This window comes from Rhodococcus sp. NPDC127527 (assembly GCF_042672245.1).
Taxonomy (GTDB): Bacteria; Actinomycetota; Actinomycetes; order Mycobacteriales; family Mycobacteriaceae; genus Rhodococcus_G.
Genome location: NZ_JBHXVP010000014.1, coordinates 1 through 21222, shown reverse-complemented (window position 1 = coordinate 21222; position 21222 = coordinate 1). Strand labels below are relative to the sequence as shown.

Below are 21222 nucleotides of genomic sequence, written 5' to 3'. Positions count from 1 at the left end.
GCGGTGAGTTCCGATCTGGGGACGTGCGGTCAGGCCGCGCGGCGGGCGGGTTCGCTGCGATACCGCGAGACCTCGCCGTCGATCTTCAGGGCCTTCCAGACCCGGCGGGACGCCGGGTTCATCAGCCCGCTGTCGGTGGCCAGCATGCGCACGTCGGCGAAGTAGTCGCGCAGGGACTCCCGCGCCTCCGGGGTGCCCCAGAACAGGTCCTTCCTGACCTGCCTCGGGATGTCGAACTCGCGCCAGAACTGCTTCGGCGGGATCACGATGACGTCGCACAGGATTCGCATGATGATCGGCATGGCCAGCGAGGCGACGAATCGGCCGACCTTGGACATCGCCGGGACCCGGCGGCGCAGGAACTGGTGCGCGAACGAGATGTGCCGGGCCTCTTCGGCGACGTGGATCGCCATGACGCCCTTCATGATCGGGTGGATGACACCGTTCTCGCGCAGGACGGCCTTCTGGATGTGGTCGATCGGCTCCTCGCCCGCGAGCACACCCATGAAGAAGATCACCGGCAGCGTCGACCCGGCCAGGGGCAGGAAGGGGGAGACGAAGCGCATCAGCGGACCCATGCCGGGGGTGTCCTTGCCGATCCGGTTGACCATCTCCTGGAACATGAGGGTGTGGTTGCACTCCTCGATGCTCTCGTGCGTGCAGTACCGGGCCTCGGGAGAGCCGTTCTCGAGCGAGAAGACGTACTGCATCATGCCGCGGATCAGGATGTTCTCGAACTGCAGGCCGACCTTGGCCACGTTGGCCTGGCGCCACATGCCGATCTCGATCTGCTTCTCCTGCGGGAGGGCCTGGTACCAGGGATGGCCGCCGAGCGGGTCGCTCTCCTTCTGCAGGATCCATCGGGGATCGTTCGGGGTCACCGCGAACTCGGGGGCGTCCCAGGCGATGTCCTCGAACGGGTCGAAGTGCTTGTGCACCGATGCCGCCGAGAGCATCGTCAGGGATTCCTCGTAGCGCGCCCGGTCCGTGTCGGTGGGTGTGCCGGTAGTGAGGCTCATCGCTTCTCCCGTGTCGCAGTTACGTCCGGGCGCCGAGGTTCGGGTGCGGCGGTCGGATGTCGGTTCATGTGAGTGTAACGGCGAGTTTCAGATAAATCTACGGACCGGGACGGCTGGGTCGCGCGGCACGGGGAAGGCCCCGCGGCTCGGGTGAGCCGCGGGGCCTTCTCGTTACCGCTCGGGTGGTGACGCGTGTGCTTCCTATGCCGACAGGGATGCGACGCCGGCGACGCCCGCGACGAGCGCGACGACTGCAGAGAGCAGGGTGGCGCCCGCGGCGACCTGGGTGAGCTCCGTTGCCGATGAACCCATGTGAACTCCTAGTGACGGGGAAGCGTTGCTTCACTGTGACGCCTTTGTCGGCGCTCGACCCATGTCTACCCGAGGAAATCGGCAGTTCCAACGCCTAATAGCCCTGTGGCACAAGGCATTACCTGAAAGCAACAGCTAGGTCACGGCCCGTAACCTGAGGTAACGAGGCGGTAACATGCTGCCGCCTCTAGTCGTCCACTCCGCGCGCCGCCAGCGCTTCGCCCATCGCATCCGCCGTGCGCAGCGCCCCGATCACCACCGGGACGGCCAGGGCGCGAAGCGAGAAGCCGAGGCCACGCGCCTTGCGGGCCTCGGTCACACTCGCGACCAGCCCACTGAGAAGGGGAATGCAGCGGATGGTCATCGCCATCACCAGGCCGACCCGGTCGGTGTCGACGCCGAAGCGCCGCAGCGGCGTCAGGCCGCGGTGCACCGCGTCGAGCATGTCCAGTACCCGAGTGGTCAGGGTGACCAGCGCCGCGACCGCCACCGACAGCAGCAGCACGCCGCACACCACCAGTGCGCGCTGCCAGCCGGTGAAGATCGCCTGGAACAGCCCGATGAACAGCAGCATCCACAGCACCGGGCGCAACTGTGACAACGCCAGCCGCAACGGGATCCGGGCCACCAGGAAGCCCGCCACCACCACGGCGGAAGCGGGAACGAGCTGCCACGGCTCGCGGACCACGACGGCCAGGCAGACCAACGCCGCCACCAGCCCGGCCAGCTTCACCCCGGCCGGCAGGCGATGAAGGACCGAGCGGCCCGGGTGGTAGAGCCCGAGCGTGGTCATCCGACGAGTCGGCGGTAGAAGCCGATCGCCTCACCGGGCGTACCGTCCGCGACCACGCCGCCGGAGTCGATCACCAGCACGCGGTCGAAGTCGGCGAGCAGATCGAGTTGGTGGGTCACGGCGACCACCTGCTGTGGCAGCTCGGCCAGGGTCTGCGCGACCAGCCGGGTGTTGCGCAGGTCCAGCAGGGTGGTCGGCTCGTCGGCGACGATCACCTCCGGCTCGGTGACCATGATCGCGGCGATGGCCAGCAGCTGCTTCTGCCCGCCGGAGAGCTGGTGCGTGGGGTGGTCGGCATGTCCGGCGAGGCCGAAGGTGTCGAGCACCGCCGCGACCTTCGCGTCCCGGTCGGCGCCGGAGAGTCCGCTGCGCCGAAGCGAGAATGCGATGTCCTCGGCGACGGTCGGCATGATGATCTGGTGGTCCGGGTCGGTGAAGACGAAGCCGACCTTGCGTCGCAGCTTTCGGCCGTCGCGGCCGGTGTCCAGGCCGTCCACGGTGACCCGGCCCGAGCTCGGCAGCACCAGCCCGTTGACCATCCGCGCGAGGGTCGACTTGCCACTCCCGTTCGCCCCGACGATCCCGATACGGGCCTCGGTCAGGGTCAGGTCGATTCCGGTGAGCACCGGGCGCTCGCCGTAGTGGTGCGCGACGGACTCGAAACGGATCTCGCTCATGGAGTCTTCTCAGGCGGCGTCGGGAGCGGGCGCCGGGGCCGCGGCACGTGCCGGCGCCGCGCCGGTGAGCAGCGCGGGATAGGCGCGGTGCACCTGGGCTGCGACAGCGGCCGCGACGACCGCCTTGATCGCGTCGCCGGGCAGGAAGGTGACGTTCAGGCTCAGCGCCTTCGCGAACGTCAGGTCGGCGCGCACCATCATTCCGGCGATACCGAACGCGTACAGCACGACGATCCCACCGACCACGTTGACAAGCGTTCCGACGATCACGTTGTAGCGGGGCAGCAACTTGACCGTCAGCCAGCCGATCACCGCGACGGTGGGAATCCAGCCGATCAGGAACCCGGCCGTGGGGCTCGACAGGGAGGTCAGCGACGTCCGGCCGCCGGCGAGCACGGGCAGGGCCAGACCGAGTGCGATCACGGTGAGCACCGCGAGCACGCCCTTACGGGGACCGAGCAGCGCTCCGGCGAGCATCACTCCGAGTGTCTGCAGGGTGATCGGGACGCCGGAGGTGCCGATGTTGATGGTCCCCGGCAGACCCAGGGCGATGATCAGCGCGGCGAACACAGCTACCTGCGCGAGGTCGCGTGCGGAGAATTTCGGGGCGCCAGAAGTACGGGTGGACACGGCGGGGCACGGCTCCTTGAACGTCGGGGGACCGACCGAGCTTATGTCAGGCCCGGGGAGGGTCCGGGGCCCCGCCCGCCCCCGCTCTCGGGGATCACCCTGATCTTTCCCTGATCTTGCTGCTGAGCTGGTGCTTTCCGGTCGTCGGCGTGCCAGTGTTGGAGGCATCGAACCGCCAATGCTGGTTCGCCGGAGTGAATGGAGTACGGACGTGTTCTGGAAAATCATCGGAGTGGTGGCCCTGATCTGGGTCGCGATGGCGCTGGTCGGCGTACTGGTCAAGGGGCTGTTCTGGATCCTCGCGGTCAGCGCGGTGGTGTTCGGGTTGTACCTGCTGTTCAAGGCGATGTCGGGCAGCGACAGCAACGACGTGACCCGCGTCTGACGCGTCGCGACGCGTGTCCGGCGGGTTCGGGGCATGCTGACTTCCATGGAGTCGACACACATCGCGCCGGTGCCCGAGGACTGGCAGCGCGGCATCGTGATCGTCGCGCACCCCGACGACATCGAGTACGGCTGCGCCGCCGCGGTGGCGCGCTGGACCGCGCAGGGCAAGGACATCCGCTACGTGCTCGCCACCAGTGGTGAGGCGGGGATCGCGGGACTGCCGCCCGCCGAGAGCGGGCCACTGCGCGAGGAGGAGGAACGCCGCTCGGCCGCGCGTGTCGGCGTCCGCGAGGTCGAGTTCCTCGGTCACCCGGACGGACGCCTCGAGGCGGGTGTCGAACTGCGTCGCTCGCTGGCCGGCGCGATTCGTCGCCACCGGCCCGAGTTCGTCGCGACGAGCAACTTCCGCGAGACCTGGGCGCCGGGGCACCTCAACAGCGCCGATCACCGCGCGCTCGGACTGTCCGCGCTCGATGCGATCTCGGACGCCGCCAACGAGTGGATCTTCCCGGACCTTCCCCAGCCGCCCTGGTCGGGCGTGCGATGGGCGGCGGCCACTGTGATGGTCGGCTACACCCACGCGGTCGACGTGACCGCCACCGTCGGGGTGGCGGTCACGTCGCTGACCGAACACGCGGTGTACCTCCGCGCGCTCAGTGACGTGCCCGTGGCACAGCAGGCCGCGAAACAGATCGAGATGGCGACCGGGCCGAAGGGCGACTTCCCTGCCGAGCGGGCGGTCGGCTTCGAGCTGTTCACCTACTGACGCGTCCGCGGCCGGACGCCGTCAACGGATCGGTGCGCCCACGATCACCCGGCCCGCACCCGCCACGGCCTCGATGTCGATCGGCAGCGGGGCGGTCCGCTCGCCGTCGGCGTAGGCGGTGATGCCGGCGGCCTCGAGCCGCACTCGCCTGGACCGGAAGGTCTGCACCTCGTCCAGCTCGACGTGGGTGCCCTTGTAGACCGTCGGGAACAGGCGCACGAGCCGCAACCGACTGCCCGCGGACACCACGGTGATGTCCAGCAGCCCGTCGGTGACCTCGGCGTTCGGGGTGATGAGCATGCCGCCGCCGTAGGAGGTGCCGTTGCCGACCGTCACCATCGCGGCGTCCAGCTCGATCTCCTGGTCGTCGAGCACGATCCGGTAGGGGATCGGCCGCAGCTGCGCCAGTTCCACGACCATCGCGACGTTGTAGCGCATCGGACCGCGGGGCCAGCGCAGCCGATTCGCCCGGTCGGTGACGAGCGAGTCGAACCCGCTGGACAGCACGGTGCCGAACCAGCGGTCGATTCCGTTCTCGCCGGCTTCGGGCTGGGTGATGCGTCCGAGGTCGATCGTCGAGGTGGTGCCCCGGGCGATGACGTCGGCGGCGGCGGACGGATCGTCGACCGGGATGTGGAACAGCCGCGCATGGTCGTTGCCGGTGCCGCCCGGGATGATGCCGAGCGGGATGTCGGTCTGGGCCAGGGCCTGCCAGGCGATGCTGATCAGGCCGTCGCCGCCGGCCGCGACCAGCGCGTCGGTGCCCTCGGCCACAGCCTTGCGGGCCAGCTCGAGCGCCTCGGCCGCGGATTCGCCCTCGATCTCGGTGACCTGCACGCCGAGATCGCGCAGCCGGGCGATCGCGGCGGCGGCCGCCTCGGGGGCATGGCCGTTACCCGCGGCCGGGTTCGTCAGGACCGTCACAGACCTCGTCACGGAATCAGCTTGCCAGGGTTGAGGATCCCGGTGGGGTCAACGGCGTTCTTGACCGCCTGCAGCACGCGTCCGCCCAGTTCGCCGACCTCGTCCGTCATCCACGGCCGATGATCGCGGCCGACCGCGTGGTGGTGGGTGATGGTGGCGCCGACGGAGACGATCGCATCGCCCGCGGCCTTCTTCGCCGCCGCCCACTGCGGCAGCGGATCCGAGGTCTGTGCGCACACCACGGTGAAGTAGAGCGATGCGCCGGTCGGGTAGGTGTGCGAGATGTGGCACATGACGAGCGCCGGGGTGCCCTGCGCGGTCAGCGACTCGGTCAGCGCGGTGGTGACGGCGGTGCGCAGGTTCGACAGGTTCGACCACGTGGTGGCGGTCTCCAGGGTTTCGACGATCGCGCCCGCGTTGAGCAGGGCGTCGCGCAGGTACGGGGCGTCGAACCGGCCGTGTTCCCAGTCGCGGGCGGGCTGCTCGCCGAGTGCGGTGCCGCCCGCCGCCGTGATCAGCGCGAACGCCTCGTCGTAGCGGGCCTTCGCGTGCGCCTCGGTGCCCTCGAAGGTGGTGATCGCCAGGCAGCCGGCGGCCGGGCTGTCGCCGCCGATGTCGCCGGCCAGGGCGAGGTTGAGCCCGGTCTCGGCCTCGTCGGACAGGCGCATGACGGTCGGGGTGGCGCCGGTCTGGATCACCGTGCGCAGCGCGGCGGCGCCGGTCTCGAAGTCCGGGAACGACCAGCCCTGGTACACGGTGGCCTCGGGGGCGGCGTGGACGCGCACCGCGACCTCGGTGATGATCCCGAAGGTGCCCTCGGAGCCGACGAACAGCTCCCGCAGGTCGGGGCCGGCGGCCGACGCGGGGGCGCGGCCGAGGTCCAGGTCGCCCGCGGGCGTCGCCACCCGGACCCGGTGGACCATGTCGTCGAAGCGGCCGTACCCGGCCGAGGCCTGGCCGGACGAGCGGGTTGCGGCGAAACCGCCGATGGTCGCGAACTGGAAGCTCTGCGGGAAATGGCCGAGGGAGAAGCCGTGCGCACCGAGCATCTGCTCGGCCTGCGGGCCGGTCACGCCTGCCTGCAGTACGGCGATACCGGAGATCGGATCGAGGCTCACCAACGCGTCGAGCCGGCGCAGGTCGAGGGTGATCACCTCGACGAAGCCGCCGCGCTCGGGGTCGAGACCGCCGACCACGCTGGTGCCGCCGCCGAAGGGGACGACCGCGACGGACTCGGTCGCGCACCAGCGGAGCAGGGCCAGGACCTCGTCGTGGGAGCCGGGCAGTACCACCGCGTCCGGCGCATCCTGGGGATCGGTGTCCTTGCGGCGCAACAGGTCCGGGGTGCTCTTGCCGCCGGCGTGGCGAAGCCGGGTGGCGTCGTCGGTGCGCACGTGGTCGGCGCCGACGATCGCCGCGACCTGGGTGCGGTGCTCCTCGGTGAGGTTGGTCGGGCGCAGGGTGGCGCCGGACTCGGCCGGCGGCGGTGCCTGTTCGGCGGAGACCCCGAGCGCCGCGTTGAGCAGGGTGAGCACCTGCGGGGAGAGCTGTTTGCGGAACTCGCCGACGCCCCAGGCGTCCCATTCCATGGTGGGCGCCGCGGCGTCCGGGCGTGCGAGGGGTGCGTCGGATCGCGTCGCTGCTGAGTCGGTCATGCGTTACAGTGTTACACACGATGTCTATCCGTAACGCAGAAATGCCGGCCGACGCCGAGGCGTCGCCCGTGGCGCGCACCGTCGACGACCAGATCCTCGATGCGGCCCGGGCCTGCGTGCTCGAGTTCGGCCTCCGGCGAACCACGCTCGCCGAGATCGCTCGCCGCGCCGGGGTCAGCAGGCCCACGGTGTATCGGCGCTGGCCGGACACCCAGGCCGTGGTCGCGGACCTGCTCACCCGGGAGATCCGTCTGGCGCTGCCGCAGATGTCCGGGGCGGGACTCGCCCGGGAGCAGTTGGTGCGCGGCGTTGCGGAGTCCGCCGAGACCGTGCGCAGCCACCCGCTGTTCGTCAAGATCCTGCGCTCGGATCCCGAACTGCTCATCACCTACATCGTCGATCGTCTCGGCGCGAGCCAGCGCGCGATCATCGACGCGCTCACCCCGGTCGTCGAGATCGGTCAGGTCGACGGTTCGATCCGCGACGGCGACCCGGTCGGTCTCGCGACCATGGTGCTGCTGATGACGCAGTCCGCGGTGCAGTCCGCCGGGATGGTCGTCGAGCTGCTGTCCGCCGAGGCGTTGAACGCCGAGCTCGCGCACGCGGTCGATGCGTATCTCAGCCCCTCGGGTAGTCATTCCAGTCCCCGGAACACTTAGGAGCCCCGTGCACACGCAATCCTCGTCGGCGCTGAACGCCGACCGACGCAGCAGGGAACTGTCCGAGCTCGGCGACGGCGCCGAGATCGACGTTCTGGTGATCGGCGGCGGCATCACCGGCGTCGGGGTCGCCCTCGACGCCGCGACCCGCGGGCTGAAGGTCGCCCTCGTCGAGAGGCACGACCTGGCGTTCGGTACCAGTCGGTGGAGCTCGAAGCTCGCCCACGGCGGCCTGCGCTACCTGGCGTCCGGGAACGTCGGCATCGCCCGCGAGAGCGCCGTCGAGCGCGGGATCCTGATGACCCGCACCGCCCCCCATCTGGTGCGGGCAATGCCGCAGCTGGTGCCGCTGTTGCCGTCGGTCGGTCTGTTCGAGAAGTCGTTGGTGCGAGTGGGATTCCTCGCCGGCGACGTGCTGCGGGCCACCGCGGGGACCCCGTCGCGGGTGCTGCCGCGGTCGCGACGAATCGGGGCGCAGGAGGCCGCCGCGCTCGCCCCGGCGGTCGAGCGGGACGGGCTGCGCGGCGCGCTGCTCGCCTACGACGGCCAGTTGATCGACGACGCCCGGCTGGTGGTGGCGATCGCCCGCACCGCGGCCGCCAACGGTGCGCGCATCCTGACCCGGGTCGGCGCCTACGACGTCACCGGCCGCTCGGCCCGGCTGCGCGACGAACTGACCGGCGCGGACATGACGGTGCGCGCGCGCACCGTCGTCAATGCGGCGGGTGTGTGGGCGGGCCAGGTGGACCCCGACATCGCGCTCAAGCCGAGCCGCGGGACCCACCTGGTGCTGTCCGCCGAGGCGCTCGGAAACCCGACCGCCGCGCTGACCGTGCCGATCCCGGGCGAGACCAACCGCTTCGTCTTCGCGCTGCCCGCGCAGTTGGGCCGGGTGTACCTGGGCCTGACCGACGAGGCGGTCGACGGTGAGATCCCCGACGTGCCGCAGGCCGAGGAGTTCGAGATCGACTTCCTGCTGGACACCGTCAACACCGCGCTCGGCACCGCGCTGACTCACGACGACGTGCTCGCCACCTACTCGGGCCTGCGACCGCTGCTCGACACCGGGGGCGGAGACACCGCCGACCTGTCGCGCAATCATGCCGTGCTGACCTCCTCGAACGGGGTCATCAGCGTGGTCGGCGGCAAGCTGACCACCTACCGCAAGATGGCTCAGGACGCCGTCGACGCGGCGGTTCGCGCGGGGGGCCTCGCGGCCGGGCAATGTACGACCACTCGCCTCCCGCTGGTCGGAGTCGGGCCGGTGCCGGGCGACCTGCCCGCGTCGCTGGTCGCCCGGTACGGCTCGGAGTCGGCCGCGGTGGCCGCCTGCGGCGACCTGGAGCCGGTCGCCGAGGGCATCGACGTCACCAAGGCGGAATTCGCGTTCGCGGTCAGTCACGAGGGGGCGCTCGACGTCGGCGATCTGCTCGACCGCCGCACCCGGATCGGACTCGTGCCCGCCGATCGCGAACGAGCAACGCCCGCAGCCGAGGCCGCGTTGAGCGGCCACTGACGGGCGTATCGGCTCGTGCGGAACGCCCCGGACCTCGAGGTCCGGGGCGTTCCGCGTTTCTCCCATGACGTTGCGGACATCGTCCGTCAGGGATACCCTGACAAGGATGTCAGGACAAACCTGACGAAGGAGGGGTGATGGACGACCTGGTCGAGACCGCATTGACCGCGGAGATCGCGGACCGCGTACCCGCGGTGGCGGTGGCCGCCATGGCCGAGGTGGGCAGGCAGGCGGACGAGATCGTCGGCGTGGGTCCGTTGCCGGGCACGCCGGAGTGGGAGGCCGAGTCCGGTACCGACCTGCCGGCGCGGCGGCAGCTGGCCTGGCAGTTGGCCTGCCTGCGCCTGGAACTCGGAGCCGGCCTGGACGGTCTCGAAACGGTGATCGTCCTGCGAGGATCGGGCGTGACCTGGGCCCTCATCGGCCGCGCGGCCGGGGTGACGCGACAGTCCGCACACGAGCGGTGGGGCGCCCGGGTGGCCGCGGTGCTGGACCGGTACGGCACCGGCATGCCCGAGTCCGTCGCCGACGACGACCCGGTTGCCTCGAACTGAACTCGAGACTCCGAATCTATTGAGGACCGAACTTGTCCGCTGTAGCTCGTAGCGTGATCACTACCGACATCGAACGAAGGGACATCACAGCCATGGCCACCTCGCAGCAGTCCGACATCCTCGACATCCTCGCGGACCAGCGCAACACCTTCCTGATCACCTTCCGTGGGCTCGACGAGGAGGGTGCGCGCACCCGGTCCACGGCCAGCGAACTCACCCTCGCCGCACTGCTCAAGCACGTGGCCGGCACCGAACGCGGCTGGATCAAGACCATGCTCGAGCGCGACGAGAACGCGGAGTTCGACATGGCGGCGGGCATGGCGTCCTGGACGGTAGGCCCGGAGGACACCCTCGAGTCGCTGCTCGCGGACTACGAGCGAGTCGCCGCTGACACCGAGGCCGCGGTCGCCGGACTCGCGGACCTGGACACGCCGGTGCCGCTGCCGACCGCGCCGTGGTCGCCCGAGCGGCAGTGGTGGTCCGCGCGCAAGATCCTGCTGCACCTGATCAGGGAGACCGCCCAGCACTCGGGGCACGCGGACATCATCCGTGAGTCCCTCGACGGTGCGAACACCACGATGACGATGGGTGCCGACGCCGGCATGGAGTTCTGACCCGGGCCGGGCGAAGCTCGCATACCTCGCAGGCGGCGACGGGTTCATCGATCCGGAGTAGCGTTGGGCGACATGGCCATTCGACTCGGTTACCAGATGCCCAACTTCAGCTACGGGACACCGGTGCGGGAACTGTTCCCGACCGTCGTCGCCCAGGCCCGCGAGGCCGAGGCGGCCGGCTTCGACACCGCCTTCGTGATGGACCACTTCTACCAACTGCCCGGCATCGGTGAACCCGACGAGCCGATGCTCGAGTCGTACACGGCCCTCGCCGGACTCGCGATGGCCACCACCGACATCCAGCTGTCCGCGCTGGTCACCGGCAACACCTACCGCAACCCGCCGATGCTGGCCAAGACCGTCACCACCCTCGACGTGGTCAGCGGCGGGCGCGCGGTACTCGGCATCGGCGCCGGCTGGTTCGAGCTCGAGCACCGGCAGTTCGGCTACGAGTTCGGCAGCTTCACCGAGCGGTTCGAGCGGCTCGGTGAGGCGCTCGAGATCATCGTCCCGATGCTGCGCGGACGGCGGCCGACCGTCGAGGGCAAGTGGTACCGGACCGAGACGGCGATCAACGAGCCCCGCATCCGCGACGATCTTCCGGTGCTGCTCGGCGGTGGTGGCGAGAAGAAGACCTTCGGCTACGCGGCCCGGTACGCCGACCACCTGAACATCATCTGCAATGCCTCCGAGCTGCCCCGCAAGCTCGACGCGCTCGCCCAGCGCTGCGCGGAGGCCGGCCGCGACCGCGACACCCTCGAGACGAGCTTCCTGGCGTTCGTGATGATCGACGAGGACGGTGATCGCGCCCGTCAGCTGCAGCGCGAGTTCCTGCTCTCGCGTGGCGTGGACCTGTCGCTGCTCTCCGACGCCGATCGCGCGGCCGCCACCGACCGCCAGTTCGTCGGCAGCCCCGACGAGGTGGCCGAGCAGATCCAGACCCGAGTGCTCGACCACGGCGTCGACGGGATCGTGGTGAACCTGGTCGCGAACGGTCATCAGCCCGGCATCGTCGAGCTGGCGGGAGCTGCGTTGCGCCCGCTCGTCACGGGCTGAACGGGCGCTGTGGCACCCTGATCGGATGCGAGTCGCCGTCGTCGCCGGACCCGATCCCGGTCATGCCTTCCCCGCCATCGCGTTGTGCCTGAAACTGGCTGCCGCGGGCGAGGATCCGGTGCTGTTCACCGGTGACCGCTGGCTCGGGCCGGCCCGGGCGGCCGGTCTCACCGCACGCAAGCTCAAGGGGCTGGCGCCGCGACCGGAGGACGACGATCTCGACGCGGGCCAGCGGATCCACTCGCGGGCCGCGCACATCTCCACCGAGCTGCTGCCAGACCTGAGCGCGATGCTGCCCGACCTGGTGGTCTCCGACATCCTCACCGCGGGCGGCGGGATGGCCGCCGAGCGGCTCGACGTGCCGTGGGTCGAGCTGTCCCCGCACCCGCTCTACGCCGCGTCGAAGGGGCTGCCGCCGATCGGCAGCGGCCTCGCGCCGGGGGAGGGCGTGCGCGGTCGGGCCCGGGACGCGATGATGCGGGCGGCGACCGGCCGGTCGATCAAGCAGGGCCTGCGGCAACGCTCCGCGGCCCGGGTCACCGTCGGGCTGCCCGCCGAGGATCCGGGTCCGGTCGCGCGGCTGATCGCCACGCTGCCCGCGCTCGAGGTGCCGCGTCCGGACTGGCCGGAGCACGCGCACGTGGTGGGCCCGCTGCTGTGGGAGCCGACGGCCGAACTGCTCGACCCTCCGCCCGGCGACGACCCGCTGGTGATGATCGCCCCGTCGACCGCCTTCACCGGCGCCGAGGGGATGCTCGAGACCACGCTGACGGCACTCGACGGGGCCGGGGTGCGGGTGGTCGCCTCGATGCTCGACACCCCGCCCGCCGACCTGCCGTCCTGGGCGCGGGCCGGCCTCGGCCGCCAGGACGCCCTGCTGGCGGACGCGTCGGCGGTGGTCTGCGGCGGCGGCCACGGCATGCTGGCCAAGACCCTGCTCGCCGGCCTGCCCGCGGCGGTCGTGCCCGGTGGCGGCGACCAGTGGGAGTTGGCGAACCGGGCGGCGCGGCAGGGCAGCGCGGTGGTGGTCCGGCCCCTCGGCGCCGAGGCCCTGCGGGAGGCGGTGCTGCGGGTGCTCGACGACCCGGCATTCGGAGCGGCCGCCGCACGTGCCGCGGAGTCGATCGCCGAGGTGGCCGATCCGGTGGCGGTGTGCAGGGCGGCGGTCAGGTGAGCGGTCGCGCTACCGTGGCGTTGTGCGACTGACCGAGTTCAACGAATTGGTGCACGGCGAGTTCGGCCGACTCTACGGCGAATCGCTGCTGGTGGACCACGTGCTGCTGAGCATGGGCGGCAGGACCGCCGCCCAGGCGATCGAGGACGGGCAGGAACCGCGCGAGGTGTGGCGCGCCCTGTGCGCCGAGTTCGAGGTGCCGCGTAGCCGCTGGTGAGGGTCGGGGCCGGGGCGCGACTCGCCGGGGCGAACAGTTGACTCGAACAGGTGTTCCCCTATGCTGGGTGTGTTCGTCAGGCCGTGTCGGCGAAGTTTGTCGGTACCCCGCTCTACGGTGACGGCATCGCAGAACAGTTTCACCCGGACGCTGCCGAGACCCAGATTCTCGAGACCTAGGTTTCAGAGACCTCAAGTTTCGACGAGTCGCTGACTAAGGAGAACCCGATGGCACCCCAGGCACACGATCGCGACAAGGCGCTCGAGCTCGCGCTGGCACAGATCGACAAGAACTTCGGCAAGGGTTCGGTGATGCGCCTCGGAGACGAGTCTCGTCAGCCCATCGCGGTGATCCCCACCGGGTCGATCGCGCTGGACGTGGCCCTCGGCATCGGCGGTCTGCCGCGCGGTCGTGTCATCGAGATCTACGGTCCGGAGTCCTCGGGTAAGACGACCGTCGCCCTGCACGCGGTCGCCAACGCCCAGGCCAACGGCGGCATCGCGGCCTTCATCGACGCCGAGCACGCGCTCGACCCGGACTACGCCAAGAAGCTCGGCGTCGACACCGATGCGCTGCTGGTCTCGCAGCCGGACACCGGTGAGCAGGCGCTGGAGATCACGGACATGCTGATCCGGTCCGGTGCGCTCGACATCCTGGTCGTCGACTCGGTGGCGGCTCTGGTGCCGCGCGCCGAGATCGAGGGCGAGATGGGCGACAGTCACGTCGGTCTGCAGGCGCGCCTGATGAGCCAGGCGCTCCGCAAGATCACGGGAGCGATGAGCAACTCCGGAACCACCGTCATCTTCATCAACCAGCTGCGCGAGAAGATCGGCGTGATGTTCGGCTCGCCCGAGACCACCACCGGCGGTAAGGCGCTCAAGTTCTACGCGTCGGTTCGGATGGACATCCGGCGGATCGAGACCTTGAAGGACGGCTCGGATGCGGTCGGTAACCGCACCCGCATCAAGGTGGTCAAGAACAAGATGGCGCCTCCGTTCAAGCAGGCCGAGTTCGACATTCTCTACGGCCACGGAATCAGCAAGGAGGGCTCGCTGATCGACATGGGTGTCGAGCACGGCTTCATCCGCAAGTCGGGTTCCTGGTTCACCTACGAGGGCGACCAGCTGGGGCAGGGCAAGGAGAACGCCCGCAAGTTCCTGTTGGAGAACACCGACATTCGCGACGAGATCGAGAAGAAGATCAAGGAGAAGCTGGGCATCGGGGCCGACGTGACGGCCGAGGACGCGGCCCCGGCCGACTTCTAGGGTCGTGGCGTCTCGATCCGCTGCGCGGCCCGACGGCACGCAGCCCCGGACTCCCGCGGCCCAGGAGGTGCAGGCCAAGGACCTGTGCCTGCGCCTCCTGACGGACCGGGCGCGCAGCCGCGCGGAACTGTCGAAGAAGCTCGCGGACAAGGGGTACGACGAGGACGTCAGTGAGCGGGTGCTCGACCGCCTGACCGAGGTCGGGCTGATCGACGACGCGGCCTTCGCCGCGCAATGGGTGCACTCACGGCACACGTTCTCCGGCAAGGGGAAGCGCGCGCTGGCGATGGAGCTGCGCACCAAGGGCGTGGCGCCGGATGTCGCCGCGCTGGCGTTGGAGCAGATCGACGGCGACGACGAGCGCGGCCGCGCCACCGAACTGGTCGAGCGCAAGCTCCGCACCATGTCGCTCGACTTCGAGGCGGACGGCCCGGGCGGGCGGAGCGCCGAGCGCGACCGCGTGGTGCGCCGGCTGGTGTCGATGCTCGCCCGCCGCGGCTACCCGCAGGGCATGGCCTTCGACGTGGTGAAGACCGCGCTCGCGCGGGCCGGTACGGACACCGAGGACCTGACCGAAGGGTAGGCCGACGAACCGGCGAGCGCGCTTTTCAACCCCTCGACGGCCCCCGGTTGAAAAGCGCGCTCGCTGCTAGCTACTTGCTGGAGCCCGCAGCCAAGCCCGCGAAGACGTTGCCGATCAGGCCGATCAGGGCGAGGGGAACGGTGTCCGAGGAGGTCATGGAGATCCCTTTTCTGTGTGCATGCGCAGCGAAACGCTGCGTCGCCTCGATTGAGGCGACGCAATATTGAATCCTGGATCACGCCCGCAGCGGAAGAGTGATAATCGTCATTATCAATTTGTCCGATCTGGTGAACCTGGGAGGTGCGCCGGGCATGGACATGGGGTATGGCATCGGTCGGTTCCGGACGGTGACAGCGGCGCGAGCGGTCAGGCGGTCCGCTTGTCGGTGAAGTCCATGATGTCGTCGATCCCGGGGGCGCCCTCGATGACGTCGGTGTCCAGCGGCGCGACTGGCGGCCGTCCGCCCCGGCGGCCGGTGCGCAGCCGCTTCTCGAGCCAGGTCGCGAAGCTCGACAGCGTGAAGTTGATGACGATCATGATCACGCCGACCACGACCAAGGCCGCGAAGAAGTTGCGGTAGTACGAGGCCGCCTGCTGCCCGCTGCGGATGAGTTCGATGTAGCCGATCTGGTAGCCGAGTGCCGAGTCCTTCAACGCGACCACCATCTGCGAGACCAGCGCCGGCAACATCGAGGTGATCGCCTGCGGCAACAGCACGATCCGCATCGTCTGCCCCTTGCGTAGACCGAGGGCGACGGCGCCCTCGGTCTGTCCCTTCGGTAGCGACAGGATGCCCGCGCGAAGGATCTCCGCGATCACCGACCCGTTGTAGAGGGTCAACCCGACGACCACCGCGGCGAGGGCGAGCTGGCTGGACGGGAAGATGCCGTACGTGGCGAAGACCTGGTACGCGAAGATCATCAGGATCAGCACCGGGATCGCCCGGAAGAACTCGACGATCGCCCCGCTCACCGCGCGCACCCAGCGGTGGTCGGAGAGCCTGCCGATGCCGAGGACCGCGCCGAGGATCAGGGCGAACACGATCGACAGCCCCGCCGCGACCAGCGTGCCCTTCAGGCCCGGCAGCAGGTACGTGGTCCAGGTGAAGCGGTCCAGGAACGGCGACCACTTGTCCGACTCGAACTGCCCGTTCTCCGCCAGCACCCGGATCACGTACAGCGCCACCGCGATCAGCACGACCCCGAACACGATCGCGGTGAGCCGGTTCCGGACCCGGGCGCGCGGGCCCGGGATGTCGTACAGGACGCTCGCCTGCGCGCTCATCGCTTCACCGCCATCCGCTTGCCGAGGTAGCCGAACAGGAATCCGACCGGCAGGGTCAACACCATGAAGCCGATGGCGAAGATCGCGAACACCACGAACAACTGATCCGCCTCGTTCTCGATCATCGTCTTCATCAACAGCGACGCCTCGGCGACTCCGATCACCGACGCGATCGTGGTGTTCTTGGTCAGCGCGATCAGCACGCTGCCGAGCGGCGCGATGACGGCGCGAAATGCCTGCGGCAGCACGATGAGCCGGATGCCCTGGCTGAACGTCAGGCCCAGCGACCGCGACGCCTCCGCCTGTCCGACGGGCACGGTGTTGATGCCCGACCGCAACGACTCGCAGACGAACGCCGAGGTGTACACGATGAACGCGAGCACGGCGAGGCGGAAGTTGTTGTGGTCGATGAAGGCCGGGTCGCCCTCCGGGGCGAACGCGACGCCGAGGTTCTGGTACAGCCCGACCGAGGCGAAGATCACGATCAGGGTGAGCGGGGTGTTGCGGACGATGTTTACGTACGCGGTGGCGAATCCGCGAAGGATCGGCACGGGGGAGACCCGCATCGCCGCGAGCAGGGTTCCCCAGACGAGCGAACCGATCGCGGCCCAGAACGTGAGCTGGATGGTGGTCCAGAAGGCACTGACCAACTGGTGGCCGTACGTGTCGAGCAGGTGTCCCATGTTCACCTCCCTTGGATGCGGTGGTCAGTAGCGGTCGACGGTCGGTGGCGGTGGCAGTGGGTAACCGGACTGGCCCATGGTCTTCTCGAGCGCTGCCTGCCAGGCGCCGGTGTCGATCATCTGGGTGATCGCGTCGTTGATCTTCATCCGGGCCTCGGTCTCCCCCTTGGGAAGTCCGACGCCGTAGAGCTCGGTGGTGAACGGCTTGCCTGCGAGCTTGAACTCGCCGGGGTACTGGGCCGCGTAGCCGGCGAGGATGATGTCGTCGGTGGTCAGCGCGTCGACCTTGCCGCGGTGCAGGGCCTCGACGCAGGAGGAGTAGCTGTCGAACTGCTGCAGCTGCACGCCGGGGTACGACTTCTTGATCTTCTGCGCCGGTGTGGAGCCGGCCACCGAGCAGAGCTTCTTGCCGCCCTGGAGCGACTCGGCGCCGGTGATCGAGTCGTCGTCGGCGCGGACCAGCAGCGACTGGCCCGCCACGTAGTACGGGCCCGCGAAGTCGATGACCTTCTTGCGGTTGTCGGTGATCGAGTAGGTGCCGACGACGTAGTCGACCTCACCGTTCTTGATCAGCGTCTCGCGCTGCGAGGACGGGGCCTCGCGCCAGGTGATACCGCTCTCGGGGACGCCGAGGTAGTTGGCAATGTACTTGGCCACCTCGATGTCGAACCCGGTCATGGTCTTGTCCGGCTCGCGCAGCGCGAGCCCGGGCTGGTCGAACTTGGTGCCGATGGTCAGGTGGCCGTCGGCGGCGTCGGCGAGCACGTCGCGAGGTTCGCTGCTGCCACACGCGGACAGCGTCAGCACGACCGCGAGCAGCGCCGCCACGCCTGGAAGTGTCTTTCGAAGTCTCACCGGATTGCCCTGTCGTTCAGTGCCCGAGGATCTTGCTGAGGAAGTCCTTGGCGCGGTCGGTTTTCGGCGCGGTGAAGAAGTCGTCCGGGGTGGTGTCCTCCACGATGGCCCCGTCCGCCATGAAGATCACCCGGTCAGCGGCCTTGCGGGCGAAGCCCATCTCGTGGGTGACCACCAACATCGTCATGCCCTCCTTGGCGAGGGTGGTCATCACGTCGAGCACCTCGCTGACCATCTCCGGGTCGAGCGCGGAGGTGGGCTCGTCGAACAGCATCACCTTCGGGCTCATCGCCAGCGCCCGCGCGATCGCCACGCGCTGCTGCTGGCCTCCCGACAGCTGCGCCGGGTACTTGTCGGCCTGGTTGGCGATGCCGACGCGCTCGAGCAGTTCGAGCGCCCGGGTCTTCGCCTCGGCCTTGCTCGTCTTGCGCACCTTCACCGGAGCGAGCATGACGTTCTCGAGAATCGTCTTGTGCGCGAACAGGTTGAAGGACTGGAAGACCATCCCGACGTCGGCGCGCAGCGCAGCGAGCGCCTTGCCCTCGGCGGGCAGCGCCTTGCCGTCGACCATGATGGTGCCGGAGTCGATCGGTTCGAGGCGATTGATCGTCCGGCAGAGGGTGGACTTGCCGGAACCGGACGGCCCGAGCACGATCACGACCTGACCGGACGGCACCTCGAGTTCGATGTCCCGCAGCACGTGCAGGTCGCCGTAGTGCTTCTGCACCGCGCTCATCGAGATCATGGTGGGGGAGGTGGCGGTCGACGCGCCAGCCCCCGATTCACCCGCGTTCGTCATAGTTGTCGACCCTATGTCGTGAGCGCGGCGAACCGCGCGCTTTGGGTGGTCGCCGCGCGCTGTAATGGAATCTTTACTGGCCCCGGGCGGTGACGATCGTGGCCCGCGACGATGCTGATCGGTGTTTACTGGGGAGCGAGTGCGAATCGGTCAACCGAGGGGGCACCATGGCGCATCCGGTCGCGAAGTTCGTCAGTTGTCGTCGGTCGACACGGCCTCCGGCCGGTCGGCCGGACCCGCGGGGGCGTGCGCGATGACGGCGGTGCGGCCGAACCCGGACCTCGAGGTCCGTCCCACCCGTCCCTATCCCGCGCGGCTCGGGCCCAAGGGCACGGCCCTCTACAAGATGGTGACGACGACCGACCCGAAGGTGCTCGGGATCCTGTACCTGGTCACGTCGATCGGATTCTTCCTCGCCGGCGGTCTCATGGCCCTGCTGATGCGTGCCGAGCTCGCGGTCCCGGGCATGCAGTTCCTGTCGAACGAGCAGTTCAACCAGCTGTTCACCATGCACGGCACGGTCATGCTGCTGCTCTACGCGACGCCGATCGTGTTCGGCTTCGCGAACTACATCCTGCCGCTGCAGATCGGCGCCCCCGACGTCGCGTTCCCGCGGCTGAACGCGCTGAGCTACTGGCTGTACCTGTTCGGCGCGCTGATCACCATGTCCGGCTTCCTCACCCCCGGCGGCGCGGCCGACTTCGGCTGGACTGCGTACAGCCCGCTCACGGACGCGGTGCACTCGCCCGGTGTCGGCGCGGACCTGTGGATCATGGGTCTGGCGGTCGCGGGCGTCGGCACCATCCTCGGTGGCGTCAACATGATCACCACGGTGATCTGCCTGCGCGCCCCCGGCATGACCATGTTCCGGATGCCGATCTTCACCTGGAACATCTTCATCACGATGATCATGGTGCTGCTCGCGTTCCCGATCCTCACCGCGGCACTCATGGGGGTGTTCGTGGACCGGCACCTCGGCGCGCACCTCTTCGACCCGGCCAACGGCGGGAACCTGTTGTGGCAGCACCTGTTCTGGTTCTTCGGTCACCCCGAGGTGTACATCGTGGCGCTCCCGTTCTTCGGCATCATCACCGAGGTGATCCCGGTGTTCTCCCGTAAGCCACTGTTCGGGTACACCGGCATGGTGTTCGCGACGATGTCCATCGCGGCGCTGTCGATCGCGGTGTGGGCGCATCACATGTACGCCACCGGCGCCGTGCTGCTGCCGTTCTTCTCCTTCATGACGTTCCTCATCGCCGTGCCGACGGGCGTCAAGTTCTTCAACTGGATCGGCACGATGTGGAAGGGGCAGGTGACCTTCGAGTCGCCGATGCTGTTCTCGGTCGGCTTCATCGTGACCTTCCTGTTCGGCGGCCTGTCCGGCGTGCTGCTTGCCAGCCCGCCGATCGACTTCCACGTCACCGACACCTACTTCGTCGTCGCGCACTTCCACTACGTGCTCTTCGGCACCATCGTGTTCGCGACCTACGCCGGCATCTACTTCTGGTTCCCGAAGATGACCGGGCGGCTGATGGACGAGAAGCTCGGCAAGTGGCACTTCTGGACCACCTTCATCGGCTTCCACACCACGTTCCTGGTCCAGCACTGGCTCGGCGCCGAGGGCATGCCCCGGCGTTACGCGGATTACCTGCCCTCGGACGGGTTCACCACCCTGAACACCGTCTCCACGATCGGCGCGTTCATCCTCGGCGGCTCCACGCTGCCGTTCATCTGGAACGTCTTCAAGAGCTACCGCTACGGCGAGGTCGTCACCGTGGACGACCCGTGGGGCTACGGCAACTCGCTCGAGTGGGCCACCACCTGCCCGCCGCCGCGGCACAACTTCACCGAGCTGCCCCGGATCCGGTCGGAGCGCCCGGCGTTCGAGCTGCACTACCCGCACATGGTCGAGCGGATGCGCGCCGAGGCGCACGTCGGAACCCGCGCCCACCGGTCGGACACGCTCGCGGAGGCGGGTGCCGGCACGCGGGAGTGAGAGTCCGCACAGTCGGACGTGGCGCGTGGATCGGACGGTCAGAATGGCGACTGTCGTTTCTGCCCAGCCGGCCGCCCGCCGGCCCGTTCGAGGAGGTCCGCGCCATGCCGGCGGACATTGCGACCCGCGCCGACGTCGAGGCGCTGTTGCGCCGGTTCTACGGCCGCGCGCTGGTCGACGACCTGCTGGCCGAGCCCTTCACAGAGGTGCGCGAGCAGGGGCTGGACGCGCACCTGCCGGTGATGTGCGACTTCTGGGAGACGATCCTGTTCGGGGCCGGGACCTATCGCGGCAGCGCGATGCGCGTGCACCTGCGCGTGCGTGCGCAGCACCCGCTGCACTCCGAGCACTTCGAGCGCTGGCTGGCGTTGTGGCACGGCGCGCTCGACGAGATGTACGCCGGACCGATGGCCGACCGCGCCCGGGTGCAGGGGGAGCGGATCGCGACGTCGATGCACCGACGGCTGGCGGGCCTGCCGAGCGTGGCGGCGGAGGCCTTGCGGACCGGTTCGGTCGGGTCGTAGTCGCCCGGACATCGCGAAACGCCGAATGCGGCGACCGCCGGTGGGTGGTCGCCGCATTCGGCGCACTGCCTCGATTGTTCGTGTCGAGGCGTCAGATCATCGCGCGGTGGATGCCCTGCGGCTCACCACCGAGCTGCGTCAGTGCCGACGAGTGGAAGATCGACCCGGGCACGTGGATGGCGTGTGCGATGCCGGCGTGCGCGTCGCGGAAGAAACGCTGCATCGGGAACTTGTAGTGCAGGGCCCCGCCACCGGACCGGGCGAAGATCTCGTCCACCGC

23 protein-coding genes and 1 pseudogene are annotated in these 21222 nt (G+C 69.3%); 13 read left to right on the top strand and 11 right to left on the bottom strand.

Annotation, left to right across the window (positions count from 1 at the left end; all coding sequences use genetic code 11):
* Nucleotides 1-29 precede the first annotated feature (29 nt).
* From ACFVH2_RS20710 to ACFVH2_RS20695, 4 genes are all read right to left on the bottom strand, one after another.
* Nucleotides 30-1019, bottom strand: coding sequence for a diiron oxygenase (locus ACFVH2_RS20710; protein ID WP_378428312.1), 990 nt, complete (start codon nucleotides 1017-1019; stop codon nucleotides 30-32).
* A 499-nt stretch (nucleotides 1020-1518) separates the two neighbouring features.
* On the bottom strand, nucleotides 1519-2124 hold the full coding sequence (locus ACFVH2_RS20705) for an energy-coupling factor transporter transmembrane component T family protein (RefSeq protein WP_378428314.1): 606 nt from the start codon (nucleotides 2122-2124) through the stop codon (nucleotides 1519-1521).
* A complete protein-coding gene (locus tag ACFVH2_RS20700) occupies nucleotides 2121-2801 on the bottom strand; it encodes an energy-coupling factor ABC transporter ATP-binding protein (protein ID WP_378428316.1) in 681 nt (226 codons plus the stop codon). Before ACFVH2_RS20700 ends, ACFVH2_RS20705 begins: the two co-directional genes overlap by 4 nt.
* A gap of 9 nt (nucleotides 2802-2810) precedes the next feature.
* Nucleotides 2811-3431, bottom strand: a complete 621-nt coding sequence (locus tag ACFVH2_RS20695) for a biotin transporter BioY (protein ID WP_378428318.1) — start codon at nucleotides 3429-3431, stop codon at nucleotides 2811-2813.
* Between the two features lie 211 nt (nucleotides 3432-3642).
* Between ACFVH2_RS20695 and ACFVH2_RS20690 the strand changes: the two genes are divergently transcribed.
* Both ACFVH2_RS20690 and ACFVH2_RS20685 read left to right on the top strand, forming a co-directional pair.
* Complete coding sequence (locus ACFVH2_RS20690) at nucleotides 3643-3816, top strand: hypothetical protein (protein ID WP_378428320.1); 174 nt, start codon at nucleotides 3643-3645, stop codon at nucleotides 3814-3816.
* A gap of 60 nt (nucleotides 3817-3876) precedes the next feature.
* Nucleotides 3877-4584: a PIG-L deacetylase family protein gene (locus ACFVH2_RS20685; RefSeq protein ID WP_378428349.1), complete on the top strand. Its 708-nt coding sequence runs from the start codon at nucleotides 3877-3879 to the stop codon at nucleotides 4582-4584.
* A gap of 21 nt (nucleotides 4585-4605) precedes the next feature.
* Here ACFVH2_RS20685 and ACFVH2_RS20680 read toward each other — a convergent pair whose 3' ends face one another.
* Entirely contained in the window at nucleotides 4606-5520 is a 915-nt protein-coding gene (locus ACFVH2_RS20680; RefSeq protein WP_378428322.1) for a diacylglycerol kinase, read from the bottom strand.
* Nucleotides 5517-7097 carry an FAD-binding oxidoreductase gene (locus tag ACFVH2_RS20675; protein WP_378428352.1) on the bottom strand — a complete coding sequence of 527 codons (1581 nt, stop codon included), beginning with the start codon at nucleotides 7095-7097 and terminating at the stop codon, nucleotides 5517-5519. Before ACFVH2_RS20675 ends, ACFVH2_RS20680 begins: the two co-directional genes overlap by 4 nt.
* Before the next feature lie 86 nt (nucleotides 7098-7183).
* On the opposite strand from ACFVH2_RS20675, the gene ACFVH2_RS20670 reads away from it, so the two are divergent.
* The 9 genes from ACFVH2_RS20670 to recX all read left to right on the top strand — a co-directional run bounded on the left by ACFVH2_RS20670 (nucleotide 7184) and on the right by recX (nucleotide 14801).
* Nucleotides 7184-7822 (top strand): TetR/AcrR family transcriptional regulator, encoded by a 639-nt coding sequence (locus ACFVH2_RS20670; protein ID WP_378428324.1) that lies wholly within the window; start codon nucleotides 7184-7186, stop codon nucleotides 7820-7822.
* Between the two features lie 7 nt (nucleotides 7823-7829).
* Entirely contained in the window at nucleotides 7830-9338 is a 1509-nt protein-coding gene (locus tag ACFVH2_RS20665) for a glycerol-3-phosphate dehydrogenase/oxidase (protein WP_378428325.1), read from the top strand.
* A gap of 137 nt (nucleotides 9339-9475) precedes the next feature.
* Nucleotides 9476-9892 (top strand): hypothetical protein, encoded by a 417-nt coding sequence (locus ACFVH2_RS20660; protein ID WP_378428327.1) that lies wholly within the window; start codon nucleotides 9476-9478, stop codon nucleotides 9890-9892.
* 92 nt (nucleotides 9893-9984) lie between these two features.
* Nucleotides 9985-10506, top strand: a complete 522-nt coding sequence (locus tag ACFVH2_RS20655) for a DinB family protein (protein ID WP_378428329.1) — start codon at nucleotides 9985-9987, stop codon at nucleotides 10504-10506.
* A 72-nt stretch (nucleotides 10507-10578) separates the two neighbouring features.
* Nucleotides 10579-11562, top strand: a complete 984-nt coding sequence (locus tag ACFVH2_RS20650; protein ID WP_378428331.1) for an LLM class F420-dependent oxidoreductase — start codon at nucleotides 10579-10581, stop codon at nucleotides 11560-11562.
* Between the two features lie 25 nt (nucleotides 11563-11587).
* Nucleotides 11588-12736 (top strand): glycosyltransferase, encoded by a 1149-nt coding sequence (locus ACFVH2_RS20645; RefSeq protein WP_378428333.1) that lies wholly within the window; start codon nucleotides 11588-11590, stop codon nucleotides 12734-12736.
* A 22-nt stretch (nucleotides 12737-12758) separates the two neighbouring features.
* On the top strand, nucleotides 12759-12953 hold the full coding sequence (locus tag ACFVH2_RS20640) for a DUF3046 domain-containing protein (RefSeq protein ID WP_378428335.1): 195 nt from the start codon (nucleotides 12759-12761) through the stop codon (nucleotides 12951-12953).
* A gap of 227 nt (nucleotides 12954-13180) precedes the next feature.
* Nucleotides 13181-14218: a recombinase RecA gene (gene recA, locus ACFVH2_RS20635; protein ID WP_378428337.1), complete on the top strand. Its 1038-nt coding sequence runs from the start codon at nucleotides 13181-13183 to the stop codon at nucleotides 14216-14218.
* Between the two features lie 4 nt (nucleotides 14219-14222).
* The gene (gene recX, locus ACFVH2_RS20630; protein WP_378428339.1) at nucleotides 14223-14801 is read left to right on the top strand and encodes a recombination regulator RecX; all 579 of its coding nucleotides are present in this window, start codon (nucleotides 14223-14225) and stop codon (nucleotides 14799-14801) included.
* Between the two features lie 366 nt (nucleotides 14802-15167).
* Here recX and ACFVH2_RS20625 read toward each other — a convergent pair whose 3' ends face one another.
* Genes ACFVH2_RS20625 through ACFVH2_RS20610 form a run of 4 tightly spaced genes read right to left on the bottom strand, consistent with a single transcriptional unit; the run spans nucleotide 15168 to nucleotide 18368 of the window.
* A complete protein-coding gene (locus ACFVH2_RS20625; RefSeq protein ID WP_378428340.1) occupies nucleotides 15168-16085 on the bottom strand; it encodes an amino acid ABC transporter permease in 918 nt (305 codons plus the stop codon).
* Entirely contained in the window at nucleotides 16082-16768 is a 687-nt protein-coding gene (locus tag ACFVH2_RS20620) for an amino acid ABC transporter permease (RefSeq protein WP_378428341.1), read from the bottom strand. Before ACFVH2_RS20620 ends, ACFVH2_RS20625 begins: the two co-directional genes overlap by 4 nt.
* Before the next feature lie 24 nt (nucleotides 16769-16792).
* The gene (locus ACFVH2_RS20615; protein WP_378428343.1) at nucleotides 16793-17623 is read right to left on the bottom strand and encodes a glutamate ABC transporter substrate-binding protein; all 831 of its coding nucleotides are present in this window, start codon (nucleotides 17621-17623) and stop codon (nucleotides 16793-16795) included.
* A gap of 16 nt (nucleotides 17624-17639) precedes the next feature.
* Nucleotides 17640-18368, bottom strand: coding sequence for an amino acid ABC transporter ATP-binding protein (locus ACFVH2_RS20610; protein WP_378428354.1), 729 nt, complete (start codon nucleotides 18366-18368; stop codon nucleotides 17640-17642).
* A 307-nt stretch (nucleotides 18369-18675) separates the two neighbouring features.
* On the opposite strand from ACFVH2_RS20610, the gene ctaD reads away from it, so the two are divergent.
* Together ctaD and ACFVH2_RS20600 are read left to right on the top strand one after the other, a co-directional pair.
* Nucleotides 18676-20418: a cytochrome c oxidase subunit I gene (gene ctaD / locus ACFVH2_RS20605; RefSeq protein ID WP_378428345.1), complete on the top strand. Its 1743-nt coding sequence runs from the start codon at nucleotides 18676-18678 to the stop codon at nucleotides 20416-20418.
* Between the two features lie 104 nt (nucleotides 20419-20522).
* Nucleotides 20523-20942, top strand: coding sequence for a group III truncated hemoglobin (locus tag ACFVH2_RS20600; RefSeq protein ID WP_378428347.1), 420 nt, complete (start codon nucleotides 20523-20525; stop codon nucleotides 20940-20942).
* A 91-nt stretch (nucleotides 20943-21033) separates the two neighbouring features.
* Here ACFVH2_RS20600 and ACFVH2_RS20595 read toward each other — a convergent pair.
* Nucleotides 21034-21222: pseudogene (locus ACFVH2_RS20595) on the bottom strand (hydroxylase); the annotation flags it as partial.